This is a genomic window from Streptomyces sp. NBC_00820 (assembly GCF_036347055.1).
In the GTDB taxonomy this organism is placed as follows: domain Bacteria; phylum Actinomycetota; class Actinomycetes; order Streptomycetales; family Streptomycetaceae; genus Streptomyces.
The window spans coordinates 7401272-7414399 of record NZ_CP108882.1; the positions used below are offsets into that span (position 1 = coordinate 7401272).

Here is a 13128-nt window from a genome sequence, read left to right on the forward strand (position 1 = left end):
AGCTCACCTGGTCAGTAGGGTGAGGGCATGCTGGAACAGACCACCGAGGGCTCCGCGTTGCGGGGCGACTGCGCACAGTGCTTCGGACTGTGTTGCGTCGCCCTGCCCTTCGCGGCCTCCGCCGACTTCGCCGCCGACAAGCCCGCCGGCAAGCCCTGCCGGAACCTCCTCGGCGACCATCGCTGCGGCATCCACACCGAACTGCGCGCGAAGGGCTTCACCGGCTGCACGGTCTACGACTGCTTCGGCGCGGGGCAGAAGGTCTCGCGGGTCACCTTCGGCGGGCAGGACTGGCGTACGGGTTTCGGTGAAGACGCCCGCCGGATGTTCGACGTGTTCCCGGTCGTCCGCCAACTCCACGAACTGCTCTGGTATTTGACCGAGGCCCTCGGACTCGACGCCGCCCGGCCCGTCCACCCCGGTCTGCGCGCGGCGCTGGAGAAGACCGAGCGGCTCACCCTCGGGACCCCCGAGGAACTGGCCGCGCTGGACGTGGCCGCCCACCGGCAGGAGGTCAACGTGCTGCTGCTGCGCACCAGCGAACTGGTCCGCGCCGCGGCAGCCGACGCCAGTGGCGGCAAGGACAAGGACAAGGGCAAGGGCAAGGGCAACGGCAGCGGCAAGGGAAACGGGAAGGCCAAGGGGAAGGGCAAGGGCAAGAGCAAGGACCGGCGGGGCGCGGACCTGATCGGCGCCCGGCTCAGGGGCGCCGATCTGCGCGGGGCCACCCTGCGCGGTGCCTGCCTCATCGCCGCCGACCTCACCGGGGCCGACCTGCGCGACGCGGACATGATCGGTGCCGATCTGCGCGACACCGACCTGACGGACGCGGACCTCACCGGCGCCCTCTTCCTCACCCAGCCGCAGCTCAACGCGGCCCGTGGCAGCGCCGGAACGCGGCTCCCCGGGTCACTCACCCGCCCCGCGCACTGGACAGCGCGCGGCTGACCCGGAGCCTCGCCCCGAGCAGTCGTCCGCCACGGCCACCGGCGTCGTCACCGGCGCCGTGGGCGACGGCGCGGACGAGGGCATGGTGGGCGCGGGCGCGGGTCGCCGTTCCAGACCCAGCCGCAGCCCCTCCGGCATCACCGTCAGACGCTCGGTGACCCGGAGCCGGTAGCCGGGGTCGGGCCGCAGCTCGTAGCGGCGCAGCAGCAGCCCGAGCACGAGGGTCGCCTCGTGCAGCGCGAACTGGCGGCCGATGCATGCCCGGGCGCCGGTGCCGAACGGCTTGAAGGTGTGCGGAGCCCGGCCCCGTACGGCCTTGGCGTCGAACCGGTCCGGGTCGAAGCGCTCGGCGTCCTCGCCCCACACGTCCGGATCGCGGTGCAGCAACGGCAGCAGCACCAGCGCCCACGCGCCCCGGCGCATCGGATGCTCCCCGGCCAGCACCGTGTCCTGCCGGGCTTCCCGGGCGTAGGCGGGCGCGGTCGGCCACAGCCGCAGCGACTCGTCCAGCACCCGGCGCAGGTAGCGCAGCCTGGCGACCTGGTCGTATCCCGGATCCGGGGTGTCGCCCCAGACGCGGTCCACCTCGGCGCGGGCACGCGCGGCGACCTCCGGGTGCCGGGCGAGGTAGTGGAGGGCGAAGGAGAGCGCGCCCGAGGTGGTCTCGTGGCCGGCCACCAGGAAGGTGATCACCTGCTTGCGGACGTTCTCCGCCGACAGCCGCTCCCCGGTCTCGGGGTGGGCCGTCGCCAGCATGCGGTCCAGCAGGTCCCCGGTGCCGCCGCCGGCGTCGGCGCCCTGCCGTGCGGCCACGAGGTCGTCGACCGTGCGGTTGAGGTAGGCGATGTCCGCCTCGTTGCGCCGGGCCGCCCCGCGCAGCAGCAACGGGGCCAGCGGCGCGGGCACGCTGTTGCGGCGCTGTGCGTGGGTGAGGGTGCCCACCATCGCCGTCACGAAGGGATGCGGGCGGTCGCGCTCGAAGGAGCCGAAGTCGTGCCCGAACCCGGTGCGCGCGATCGTCTCCAGGGTCAGCTTCGTCATGTCCCCGGGCACGTCCACCGTGCGCCCGGCGGTCAGTTCGCCGTCCCAGTGGTCGGTCAGCCTCCCGGCGGCCTCCAGCATCATGCCGTGGTAGGTCTGCATGGCGTCCCGGCTGAACCCGGGCGCGAGGACGTCGTGCGCGAGCTGCCAGTTGGGCTCGTGGTTGTACGCCGTGAACAGCCCGTCCCCGACGACCGGCCGCAGGTTGGCGACCCCGAGGCCCACGTGCTTGGCGAACCGGGACTCGTCCGCGAGGTCGGCGGCGAGCCGCGCGCCCCACACGAACACGAACTCCTTGCCGAAGGCCCGGCGCCGGAATATCGGGCCCAGCTCGCGCCCGAAGCGCATCGAGTCCTGCAGGGGGGTGCGCCGGTCGACGCCCACCACGTCGCCGAGCAGCGGCAGCCGGTGTGCCGGACGCGGGATGCGGTGCAGCTCCGGCCATCCCTGCTCGGCGCTCCGGAACCCCTTCGGCAGTGCGGTCTGCGTCGTCTCCGCCATGACGCGATCTCCCTTGATCCAGCGGGCGGTTGTGCTTGTGCGCGCACGTGTTGTACGTGAGTTCAATAGCGCTCCCAGTCTGGTCCGCTCGCTGAATCGGCGTCAAGTAAAGTGGCGGCATGCCCGCGAACCAGGGGGAACGCGCCCGGCGCAGACTCAGCACCCAGGAGCGGCGCGAGCAACTGCTCACGGTCGGGGCGAGGCTGTTCTCGGAGAGCCCGTACGACGAGGTGTGGATCGAGCAGGTCGCCGAGATCGCGGGGGTCTCCCGCGGGCTGCTGTACCACTACTTCCCGAACAAGCGGGACTTCTTCGCGGCGGTCGTGGAGCGCGAGAGCGAGCGGATGCTGCGGATGACGGCCGCCGTGCCCGGCGTCCCGGTGCGCGAGCAGCTCACCGCCGGCCTCGACACCTACCTCGGCTACGTCCAGGCCCACGCCCACGGCTTCCGCGCCTTCCACCGTGCCGACGCGGCCGGGGACCAGGCGGTGCGCCGCGTCTACCGGCGGGCCCTCGCCGCCCAGGAGCAGCAGATCCTCGCCGCACTGGCGGCCGACCCCGAGTTCGGGCCCGTCCTCGACACCGCCCCGCATGTGCGGATGGCCGTGCGCGGCTGGCTCGCCTTCACCACCGCCGTCTGCCTGGAGTGGCTGCGCGACGGTGAGCTGACACGGGAGCAGGTCCGGGATCTGTGTGCCCGCGCGCTGCTGGGCGTCATCGCCTGAGTCCTTCCGTCGCCTGAGTCCTTCCGTCGTCCGAGTCCTTCCATCGGCGGGGTGTGGTTGGCGTGCGCCCGGATCTTCGATAGGTTAGGCAAGGCTTACCTAAGGAGAGTACGGGATGGGTGACGGGATGGGTGACACGCGGGACTGGGCGGCCGGCCCCGGCGCGGCGGAACGGGCACGGTCCGTGCTCGCCGCCGCCTGGTCGTGCGGGGTGAGCGCCGGCGGCGCGAGCGAGGAGTACGTCGGCGCGCACACCGTGACCGAGGGCGGCGGGGTACTGCTGGAGGTGCCCGAGGACAGCACCCTGTATGCCGCCGCGCTCTGTGCCCCGCGCGGGGAGCCCTCGGCCGTGCTGGAGTTCGCCGACGTGGCTCCGGTCCCGGTGCGCAACCGCATCCGCGCCCGGCTGTCGCTGGCCGGCTGGTTCGCCCCGGCCGAAGGCCCGCTGCTCTTCCGGCCCACGCGCGTGGTGCTGTGGCAGAGCTCCGGGGCCGTCCTCGTCGGCCTCGACGAGTTCGCCGCCGCCCGGCCCGACCCGCTCGCCGGCGCGGAGGCCCACCTGCTGACCCATCTCGCCGACGCCCACCCGGACGCAGTCGAGCGGCTCACCCGGCTCGTACGGCCCGAGAGCCTGCACGCCGCGACCCGCGTGGTGCCCCTCGCCGTGGACCGCCACGGCCTCACCCTGCGCATCGAACGCACCCGCGCCCACGGCGACGTACGCCTGCCGTTCCACGCGCCCGCCGACGCCGTCACGCAGCTCACCGAACGCATGCACACCCTGCTCACCCAGGCGAGCGTCGCGGCCTGCCCGCGCGCACTGCAGTGGCAGCGCGCCGACGGCGAGGGCTGAGGCGAACCGCGCGCCGGACGGGCGCGGTTCGGCGGCACCGGCGCCCACGCGGCGGACCCCGACTCGCCGGAGGCGGCCGAGTCCTGAGAGCGCGGGCCGATACCGCAGGCCGATGCCGTCGGCCGCCCCGCGTCCTACAGCGGCAGCGCGCAGACGGCGACGGGGGCCGGGAACGGCTCCCCGGCCAGGCGCAGTTCACCGGTTCCGGGGTGCACGTGGAAGACGCTGACCGTGCTGGAGCGCTGGTTGGCAGCGAACAGCAGCCGGCCGTCCGGGGAGAGGGCGATCTGCCGGGGGAAGTCGCCGGCCACCGGCACCGTGCCGAGGAGCCGCAGCCGCGCCCCGCCGGCCTCGACGGCGTACCGCGCGACGCTGTTGTGGCCGCGATTGGCCAGGAAGGCGTACGAGCCGTCCGCCGTCACCACGAACTGCGCGGGGTAGTTGGTGACCGAACCCGAGCCTGAACCTGTGCCCGATCCGGAACCGGTGCCCGAGCCCGTGGGCTGTGGGTCGCCGATCGTCAGGCGGCCCGTGGGGGTGTCGTAGGCGCACACCGCGACCGTGTCGTCCACCTCGTTGGCCAGGTAGGCGTACCGGCCGCCCGGGTGGAAGGTCAGATGGCGCGGGCCCGCCCCGGGCCGCGTGTGCGCCCGGGCCACCTCGGTGAGCGTGCCCTTGGAGGTGTCGAGGCGGTACGTGTAGACGGTGTCGGTGCCGAGGTCGACGGCGAGGACGTGACCGCCGTCGGGGCTGGTGAGGACCTGGTGCGCGTGCGGGCCTTGCTGACCCGGGCCCGGTGCGGGGGTGGCGTGAGTGACGAGGTCGGCGCGCTCGCCGAGTGCGCCCGAGGTGTCGATGGGGTGCACGGCGACACTGCCCGACTGGTAGTTCGCGCTCAGCAGCCAGCGACCCCCGGGGTGCACCGACAGATGGCAGGGGGCCGCGCCGCCCGTGCTCCGGGCCCCGAGGACCCGTCCGTCCGCGAGGCGCACGGCGCTGACCTCACCGTCCTGGCGTTCGTCCACCGCGTACAGGGTGCGGCCGTCCGGGTGCCGCGCGAGGTACGACGGGTCGGGGACCCTTGCGAGCGTCCCCGAGCCGGTGATCCGCCCCGTCACCGGGTCGTACGACGCCCGTCCGACACCGGCGCCACCGCCCTCGGCGGAGGTGTAGGTGCCGAGGAGGAGCGGCCTGGGCCTGCCGGGCCCGCGGGGCGTGCGGGCCGTGGCCCGCCGGTCCGCGGGCGGGGGCGTGCTGCCTGCCGGGGGTGCTTCGCCGTCCGGCGGCGACGCCGGCGCGGGGACGGCCAGCACGGCCGCCGCGCCCGCGACGGCACCGGCGAACCGGCGCCGGGTCCAGCCTCCCTGTGACGCCTGTGATGCCCGTGACGCCTGTGACGTCCGGTCCGGCTCGGTCGGTCGGTCCGGCCGTGCGTCCGTGTCCATGCCGTACCCCAGGTCGTCGGTTGCCTCGGTCGTGACAGCCACCTTGGCGTGGACCCGGTGCGAAACGCAAAAACGGCCGACGGCGTCGCACGGAACGCAACGCCCCGCCGTCCCGCGTACGGCCGTCCCGTGTACGGCAATCCCGCGTACGGCTGTCCCGCGTACGGCCGTCCCGCGTACGGCCGTCCGGCCTCACGATGAGTCCTCGTCGAATTTGGTGCGCTCCCGCCACAGTTCGTCCTGGACGCCGAGGCGCTCGCGCAGCCGCTGCAGCCAGGGCAGCTTCGCGCGCTGCCCCCGGGACACCCGGTCCAGCTCCTCCAGCAGACGACTGGTGCGGTGCTCGGTGTCGAGTTCGTCGATGATCCGGTCCACCTCGGTCAGCACCGCGCCCAGCAGCTGCCAGTTCTCCCCGTCCTCGCGGACCTGCTCCCTGAGCAGCTCGGCCAGCCGGTCGCGGGTGCCCGCGGCGGTGTGCAGCTCGGCGGCGAGCCGGGCCTCGGCGGACTCGGCGTTCTCGCTCAGGTGGGTGGTCACCAGCACCGCGAAACTGACCACCGCGTCGGCGATCTCGGACAGCAGCTGCTCCACGATGACGCCGGCCCGTGCCGGGAACAGCTGCTCCGACCCGCGGGCCTTCGCCAGGTCCGTGAAGGTGCGGGCGAGCACCCGCAGCACGACCGTGCAGATCTCCAGCGTGTCCAGGCCGGTGCGCAGCACCACCCGGTGCAGCAGGCCCTCCTTGACCCGCGGGTTGAGCCGCAGACTGTCTTCGGCCTGCCGCAGCGCCGCGTCCACCTGGACGATGTCGTGGTCCAGCCGGCGTGCCTCGTGCAGCCGTTCGGCCGCCAGTTGCCAGGGAACGCGGTCGGCGGCCTCCTCACCCATCCGCAGCATGAACTGCCGCAGCCGGCGCGCCAGGTCCTCGATGGACTGGCCGGCCTCGTCCAGCCAGACCGGGGGTGGCAGCAGCAGGTTGCAGGCCATCCCCACGATCGCGCCGATCAGCGTCTCCACGATCCGCGCCCAGGCGGTGAACCCCACGGTGGTCACGCCGAGCACCAGCATGGCGCTGATCGCCACCTCGGCCACGTACTCGTCGACCCGGACCAGATGTCCCACGGTCAGAGCGGCCACGATCAGCAGTGCCAGGCTCCACCAGGTCAGCCCCACCAGCAGACTGAAGGCGATGGCGACCAGCACACCGGCCACCACCGAGCCCACCCTGCGGACGCCGTTCGTGAGCGTGGCGTAGAAGGTGACCTGGACGACCAGCAGGGCGGTGAGGGGCGCGGTCAGCGGGGCCGGCTCCGGGCTGAGGCGCAGCGCGATGACGTAGGCGATCGTCGCCGCGGTGGCCGACCGCAGCGTCTGTACGACCACCGGCTCCCCGCTGCGCTCCAGCAGGCGCCGCAGTCTCTCCGTCCACTTCTGTACGTCAGGCATCCCTTGGCCTGTTCCCGTTCCGGGCTCCCGTCGAACGAGGCCGATCGAGCACTGGACCGGTACCTGCCCGGCTGAGGTGAGGGGCCGAGCAGCGGCGGCCGTCGGCCCTGCGGTCGCGGCCGGCCGCTGCGGCGGAGGCGGCCGCCGGTGGCGTGTCTCAGACCCTCAGACGTACAGCTTGTCGATGAAGGCCATCAGATTGCCGGTCGAGCGGGCGATCTGCTCGTCCAGGGTCAGGCTCTCCTCGAGGCGGGAGCCCGACTCCGGGAGCTTCTTCCCGCGCACGTACAGGGAGCACGCCAGGTCGGTGCACATGTAGACGCCGACCGAGTTGCCCTCGCGGCCCGCGGTGCCCGCCTTGCGTGCCGTCATCAGGGAGACGCCGCCCCCGGGGTGGGTCGTCAGGCACACCGAGCACATGCTGCGGTGCAGGAACCCGCGCCGCGAGGCCGGGAAGCGCAGGGTCACGCCGACGAGCCGGCCCTCCCGCTCGACGAGCAGACAGCTGCGGTCGGGCGCGCCCGGATCCCGCCAGCCGAGGAAGTCGAGGTCCTCCCAGGGGCGCTCGTCGAGGTCGCGCGGGACGGCCAGCCGCTTGGCCTCGCCCTTGGAGCAGTTGATGAAAGAGCCGCGGATGTCCTGCTCGGTGAGCGACTTCATGGAGGATTCCTTTCGGAGGGGGCCCGGCTGCCGTGAGTCCGCCGTCTGGAGGCGGACGCACGGCACAAGCTAGGGGTCCTAGGTTAATCATGAGCTTAGTTAGGCATGGGAGGGTGGGCCAATGGTTTTGGAGGATGCCCCGGCGTCGCGTGGGTGCCGGGCACTGGAACACGTGGCGGCGCGGACCAGCGGGCCGCCACTGGACCCCGGCGTCCGTATCACCCTCAACTTCCACCCGGACCGGCTGTCCGCCGGAGTACCGATCCTGCGGGCGCTCGCCCGGGACGGCGCCTACCACTCCCAGTTCGTCACCGGCACCAGCAACGGAGGCCTCACCGCCCACCCGGGCGGAGACCGCTGGCGCTGGGAGAGCCGGATCTTCGGCGGTGCGTACGACGACGCGGTCCCGGCGGAGCGTCCGGTCTACGGCGCCCTCGACTTCCGCCGGCAGGTCGTGGGCGCCGCCCCGCGCTTCGGCTTCTCGCACCTCAGGCTGGCCGCCCCGGTCCTGAACCGGGCCACCTTCTGCTATCCCGACAGTGCCGCCGAACCCTCCGACTTCGGCGTGGCCGGGGCCATGCCCCTCATCGCGGTCGCCGAGGCCGACGAGCAGGACGCGCTCGATGACTACGTCGAGAGCCATGTCCACGGGGGTGTGGTGCTCGCCCGGGACGTCGAGGCGCTCGTGCTGGACGCGAGTTACCGGGGCACGCCCGTGGAGACGGCGGCCCGGGCCCTGCCCTTCCCCGTCCACTGGCACCCCGGCTACCGCCTCACCGTCCCCGGACTCCGCCGCCACGCCGACTACCGAGGTCCGCGGTACGCCGACCTCGCCGCGCGCATCGCCGAGCACGGCCTGATCACCCCGCGAGTCATCGGCGACGCGGCCCGCTCCGGACGGTACGACCTCCAGGACCTGAAGATGGTCTGGCACACCCTGGCCCGCTTCGGAGCCCCGGAGGGCGCGGGCACGGCGCGTTCCACACCGGCGCCCTCCCGATCCGGCGGCCACGCCGCGACGGCGGAAGCGACGGCTCCGGGGCGGTGAGGATCACCCGCGGCGGACGTGGGTACCCGCGTACTGGCGTACCCGCGTACGGCGGCGTCCGCCGCCGGCCGCACGGGCAGGGTGCGCACGTCCTCGTCCGCGGCTCGGCCGCTCGGCCGCTCGGCCCCACCCCACCCCACCCCGTCCCGTCAGCTCCCGCCGCGTGCCGGGGTCGGGGGCGGGGGCGGGCTGGGCGGGGCCGAGCAGGGGCCGGGGGCCGTCACTCCGCCTCTGTGGCCGTCCTGGGCTCCGGCGGCCACACGCCCGGGGTGAGGACGCCCAACGCGTAGGCGCGCGCGACCAGTTCCGTGCGGTTGCCGGCATCCCAGCGGGCCGACAGACGGCGCAGATGGTAGGTGACGCCGTCGCGACTGAGGCCGAGTTCGCGGGCGGCCCGGTCGGTCGTGGCGCCGGCGGCCAGCAGGGCGAGGACCCGGCCCTCGATCGCGGTGACCGCGGCGGGCTCCGGCTCGCGCGGGGCCGCACACTCGCCCCGTACGTGCAGCATCACCAGCAGCGCGGGCGTCTCGCCGCCGGTGTCGCTCACCGGGTCCGCCGTCAGTTCCCCGTACCGGTCGGGCCCGGCGGGCGGGCTCCAGGACACCGAGACCTGGTAGCGCGAGCGGCGCCGCATCCGCAGCGCCTCGGCGATCCGCTCCACCTGGACGGCCTCCTGCGGGCGGAACAGGTCCAGCACATTCCGCTCCCGCAGCCGTCCCGGCGTCGTACCGAACTCCGCCGCCATCGTCAGATTGGCCAGCACCACCGAGCCGTACACGTCGCAGAGGGCGATCGGCATCGGCACCCTGTCGAAGAGCAACAGGGCGCGGTTGCGCCACACCACGCCGTTGGCCGGCTCCATCCTCACCCGAGCCTCCCGGGGTTCCGGGCCGCTCCCTCTTCCGCGTTCATCCCGGCTCATCCAAGACGAAGATCCAGGTCAGCGGCAACTTCGCGGGACACGGGCGAGTACGCGGCCGTGGCATCGCGCAAGATCTCCGGCCGGATTCGCACTGCGTGAACGTGTAGTGCGACGGCAAGGGCCCGCCCCGCCGGTCGACCAACCTGGTGCGCAGTACCTCCTTACCGCGAAAGGCAGTTGCCGAGCCATGCCCCCCACCGCACTGCGCCCCGAGGCCGCCGAGGACCGACCCGGTCCGGTCGTCATCCCCCTCGTCGACATCTCCGCCATCGGCCCCGGCCGCACCCCCGTCCAGCAGGTCATGGAACTGATGCGGGAGCACGGGCCGGTGATCGTGCGCCGCCTGCACGGGTGGAACACGCTGTTCGTCGCCGACGCCGACATGGTGGCCGACCTCGCCGACGAGGAGCGGTTCGCCAAGCACATCTCGCCCGCCCTGGAGAACGTGCGCGAGTTCGCCGCCGACGGTCTGTTCACCGCGTACAACGACGAGCCCAACTGGGCCAAGGCGCACGACATCCTGATGCCCGCCTTCGCGCTCGGCTCGATGCGCACCTACCACCCCGTGATGCTGAAGGTGACCCAGCGGCTCCTCGCCTCCTGGGACCGTGCGGCGCGGGACGACCGGGCGGTCGACATCCCCGACGACATGACCCGGATGACGCTCGACACCATCGGACTGGCCGGATTCGACTTCGACTTCGGCTCCTTCGACCGCAACGAGCCCCACCCGTTCGTGGAGTCGATGGTCCGCTGCCTCGAGTGGAGCATGAACCGGCTGGCCCGCGTCCCCGGCAAGGACTACTCGGCGGCCGACGAGGCCTTCCGCGAGGACGCCGACTACCTCGCCCGCGTCGTCGACGAGGTCATCGCCTCCCGCACCGGCACCGACCAGAGCGCCGCCGAGGACCTGCTCGGCCTCATGCTCACCGCCGAGCACCCGGACGACGGCACCACCCTCGACACCGAGAACATCCGCAACCAGGTCATCACCTTCCTGATCGCGGGTCACGAGACCACCTCCAGCGCGATGTCCTTCGCGCTGTACTACCTGGCCAAGCACCCGGCCGCTCTCCAGCTCGTCCAGCGCGAGGCCGACGCGCTGTGGGGCGACACCCCCGACCCCGAGCCGACGTACGACGAGGTCGGCAGGCTGACGTACACCCGGCAGGTCCTCAACGAGGCGCTGCGCCTGTGGCCGACCGCGCCCGCCTTCACCCGGCGCGCCCTCCAGGACACCCTGCTCGGCGGGCGGATCCCGCTCAAGGCCGGACAGCCGGTCACCGTGCTCACCTCGATGCTGCACCGTGAGCCGATGTGGGGCGACAACCCCGAGCTGTTCGACCCCTCGCGGTTCACCGCGGAGGCCGAGGCGGCCCGGCCGGTGCACGCCTTCAAGCCGTTCGGCACCGGTGAACGCGCCTGCATCGGGCGGCAGTTCGCCCTGCACGAGGCGACCATGCTGCTCGCGATGATCGTCCACCGCTTCCGGCTGCACGACCACGCCGACTACGAGCTCACGGTGAAGGAGACGCTCACCCTCAAGCCCGAGGGCTTCACGCTGACCCTCACCCCGCGCACCCCGGCCGACCGCGTGCACGCGCCGCTGCCGGGTGCTCCCGCCGCCATCGTGGAAGGCGCGCGCGACGACGCCGCCCTCCCCTCCCGTGTCCTTCCGGGCACCGGTGCCCTCCTCCTGCACGGCAGCAACTACGGCACCTGCCGCGAGTTCGCCGCGCAACTCGCCGACGAGGCCGCCGACCTCGGCTGCGACACCCAGGTGGCTCCCCTGGACGACTTCGCCGACGGTCTGCCCACCGACCGTCCGGTGATCATCACGGCCGCCTCCTACAACGGCCGCCCCACCGACGACGCCACCGCCTTCCACGCCTGGCTGGACGGCACCCCCGACCTGACCGGCGTGACGTACGCCGTCCTCGGTGTCGGCGACCGCAACTGGGCCGCCACCTACCAGCACGTGCCGACCCGCGTCGACGACCGCCTCGCCGAACTCGGCGCCACCCGGCTGACCGAGCGCGCCGCCGCCGACGCCTCCGGCGATCTCAACGGCACCGTCCGCGAGTTCACCGCCCGGATGCGCACCGCCCTGCTGGAACAGTACGGCGACCCCGACGCCACGACCGCCACCGCGGCCGAGCCCGCCACCGGCTACGAGGTCCGCACCCTGACCGGCGGCCCCCTGGACGCACTCGCCGAGCGCCACGGGCTCGTGCCCATGACGGTTGCCGAGGCCCGCGACCTCACCGCCCCCGGCTACCCGCGCGTCAAGCGACTCCTGCGCGTCGCCCTGCCCGACGGCGTCACCTACCGCACCGCCGACCACTTCACGGTGATGCCCGAGAACGACCCGGCCCTCGTCGAGCGTGCCGCCGCCGCGCTCGGCGTCGACCTGGACACCGTCCTCGACATCCGCGCCGCCCGCCCGCGCCGCGACGGCCTCGCCGTCGACCGCCCGCTGACGGCACGCCAGTTGTTCACGTACCACGTCGAGCTGAACGAGCGTCCGACCCCGCACCAGCGGGCCGCGCTCGCCGACGCCAACCCGTGCCCGCCGGAGAAGGTGGCCCTCGCCGCCCTGACCGACGACGACCCGCGCACCCTCGTCGAGGTCGTCGAGGACAACCCGGCCCTGCGCGGCGCCCTCGACTGGCCGGCCCTCCTCGACCTGCTCACCCCGCTGCGCCCGCGCATCTACTCGGTCTCCTCGTCGCCCGCGGCGGACTCCCGCCACGCGGACCTCATGGTCTCCCTGCTGGAGGCCCCCGCGCGCTCGGGCAACGGCGTGTACCGGGGGACCGGTTCCGGTTACCTGAACTCCCTCAAGGCCGGCGGCACCGTGCTGGCGCGCGTGCAGCCCTGCCGCGAGGCGTTCCGGATCGACAGCGCCTCCCCGGAGCCGGTGATCATGATCGGTGCCGGTACCGGGCTCGCGCCCTTCCGCGGCGCCATCGCCGACCGTACGGCGGCCGTGGCCGAGGGCGCCGAACTCGCCCCCGCCCTCTGCTACTTCGGCTGCGACGCGCCCGACGCCGACTACCTCCACTCCGAGGAGCTGCGCGCCGCCGAGGCCGCCGGGGCCGTCTCGATGCGCCCGGCCTTCAGCGAACAGCCCGAGGACGGGGTGATGTTCGTCCAGCACCGCGTCGCCGCCGAGGCCGACGAGGTCTGGGAGCTGCTGACCGCCGGAGCCCGCGTCTTCGTCTGCGGCGACGGCTCGCGGATGGCGCCCGGCGTGCGTGAGGCGTTCCGCACCCTCTACCAGGACCGCACGCCCGGCGCCGACCGGGCCGCGGCCGACGCGTGGCTCGACACGCTGGTGGCCGACGGGCGTTACGTCGAGGACGTCTACGCGGCGGGCTGACCGGTCCGGGCCGGGCGGGGCGCACACCGAGGCAGGTGCGCCCCGCCCGGCCCGCCGGCGCGTGACGCGCCCCCGCGCGGCACGGCGTCATCCGCCTCGCACATAGCTCACAGCGTGAGATAAGAGGCGGCAACGAGTCGCCCCCGGTCCGTCCCGG

General features: G+C 73.6%; 10 protein-coding genes. 5 read left to right on the plus strand and 5 right to left on the minus strand.

Going from position 1 to position 13128, the window contains the following annotated elements:
* The first annotated feature begins 27 nt into the window (after positions 1–27).
* Complete coding sequence (locus tag OIB37_RS33015; protein WP_330461268.1) at positions 28–948, plus strand: pentapeptide repeat-containing protein; 921 nt, start codon at positions 28–30, stop codon at positions 946–948.
* Here OIB37_RS33015 and OIB37_RS33020 read toward each other — a convergent pair.
* Positions 910–2490 carry a cytochrome P450 gene (locus OIB37_RS33020; protein ID WP_330461269.1) on the minus strand — a complete coding sequence of 527 codons (1581 nt, stop codon included), beginning with the start codon at positions 2488–2490 and terminating at the stop codon, positions 910–912. The two genes, OIB37_RS33015 and OIB37_RS33020, sit on opposite strands and share 39 nt — an antisense overlap.
* 119 nt (positions 2491–2609) lie before the next feature.
* Between OIB37_RS33020 and OIB37_RS33025 the strand changes: the two genes are divergently transcribed.
* Together OIB37_RS33025 and OIB37_RS33030 are read left to right on the plus strand one after the other, a co-directional pair.
* Positions 2610–3215 (plus strand): TetR/AcrR family transcriptional regulator, encoded by a 606-nt coding sequence (locus OIB37_RS33025; RefSeq protein ID WP_330461270.1) that lies wholly within the window; start codon positions 2610–2612, stop codon positions 3213–3215.
* Positions 3216–3342: 127 nt separating this feature from the next.
* Positions 3343–4068: a DUF2470 domain-containing protein gene (locus OIB37_RS33030; RefSeq protein ID WP_330462061.1), complete on the plus strand. Its 726-nt coding sequence runs from the start codon at positions 3343–3345 to the stop codon at positions 4066–4068.
* A 134-nt stretch (positions 4069–4202) separates the two neighbouring features.
* On the opposite strand, the gene OIB37_RS33035 is transcribed toward OIB37_RS33030, so the two are convergent.
* The 3 genes from OIB37_RS33035 to OIB37_RS33045 all read right to left on the minus strand — a co-directional run bounded on the left by OIB37_RS33035 (position 4203) and on the right by OIB37_RS33045 (position 7619).
* Positions 4203–5555: a lactonase family protein gene (locus OIB37_RS33035; RefSeq protein ID WP_330461271.1), complete on the minus strand. Its 1353-nt coding sequence runs from the start codon at positions 5553–5555 to the stop codon at positions 4203–4205.
* A gap of 150 nt (positions 5556–5705) precedes the next feature.
* Positions 5706–6959 (minus strand): FUSC family protein, encoded by a 1254-nt coding sequence (locus OIB37_RS33040; RefSeq protein WP_330461272.1) that lies wholly within the window; start codon positions 6957–6959, stop codon positions 5706–5708.
* 165 nt (positions 6960–7124) lie between these two features.
* A complete protein-coding gene (locus tag OIB37_RS33045) occupies positions 7125–7619 on the minus strand; it encodes an FBP domain-containing protein (protein ID WP_330461273.1) in 495 nt (164 codons plus the stop codon).
* Positions 7620–7740: 121 nt separating this feature from the next.
* Between OIB37_RS33045 and OIB37_RS33050 the strand changes: the two genes are divergently transcribed.
* Positions 7741–8667 carry a DUF3626 domain-containing protein gene (locus OIB37_RS33050; protein WP_330461274.1) on the plus strand — a complete coding sequence of 309 codons (927 nt, stop codon included), beginning with the start codon at positions 7741–7743 and terminating at the stop codon, positions 8665–8667.
* A gap of 220 nt (positions 8668–8887) precedes the next feature.
* Here OIB37_RS33050 and OIB37_RS33055 read toward each other — a convergent pair whose 3' ends face one another.
* Positions 8888–9529, minus strand: a complete 642-nt coding sequence (locus OIB37_RS33055) for a helix-turn-helix transcriptional regulator (protein WP_330462062.1) — start codon at positions 9527–9529, stop codon at positions 8888–8890.
* A gap of 247 nt (positions 9530–9776) precedes the next feature.
* Between OIB37_RS33055 and OIB37_RS33060 the strand changes: the two genes are divergently transcribed.
* Positions 9777–12971 (plus strand): bifunctional cytochrome P450/NADPH--P450 reductase, encoded by a 3195-nt coding sequence (locus OIB37_RS33060; protein ID WP_330461275.1) that lies wholly within the window; start codon positions 9777–9779, stop codon positions 12969–12971.
* Positions 12972–13128: the final 157 nt, after the last annotated feature.

Coding starts and splice junctions, on each gene's coding strand:
- OIB37_RS33025 (WP_330461270.1), top strand. CDS start 2,610: ATGCCCGCGAACCAGGGGGAACGCGCCCGGCGCAGACTCAGCACCCAG.
- OIB37_RS33050 (WP_330461274.1), top strand. CDS start 7,741: ATGGTTTTGGAGGATGCCCCGGCGTCGCGTGGGTGCCGGGCACTGGAA.
- OIB37_RS33040 (WP_330461272.1), bottom strand. CDS start 6,959: ATGCCTGACGTACAGAAGTGGACGGAGAGACTGCGGCGCCTGCTGGAG.
- OIB37_RS33060 (WP_330461275.1), top strand. CDS start 9,777: ATGCCCCCCACCGCACTGCGCCCCGAGGCCGCCGAGGACCGACCCGGT.
- OIB37_RS33030 (WP_330462061.1), top strand. CDS start 3,343: ATGGGTGACACGCGGGACTGGGCGGCCGGCCCCGGCGCGGCGGAACGG.
- OIB37_RS33015 (WP_330461268.1), top strand. CDS start 28: ATGCTGGAACAGACCACCGAGGGCTCCGCGTTGCGGGGCGACTGCGCA.
- OIB37_RS33045 (WP_330461273.1), bottom strand. CDS start 7,619: ATGAAGTCGCTCACCGAGCAGGACATCCGCGGCTCTTTCATCAACTGC.
- OIB37_RS33020 (WP_330461269.1), bottom strand. CDS start 2,490: ATGGCGGAGACGACGCAGACCGCACTGCCGAAGGGGTTCCGGAGCGCC.
- OIB37_RS33055 (WP_330462062.1), bottom strand. CDS start 9,529: ATGGAGCCGGCCAACGGCGTGGTGTGGCGCAACCGCGCCCTGTTGCTC.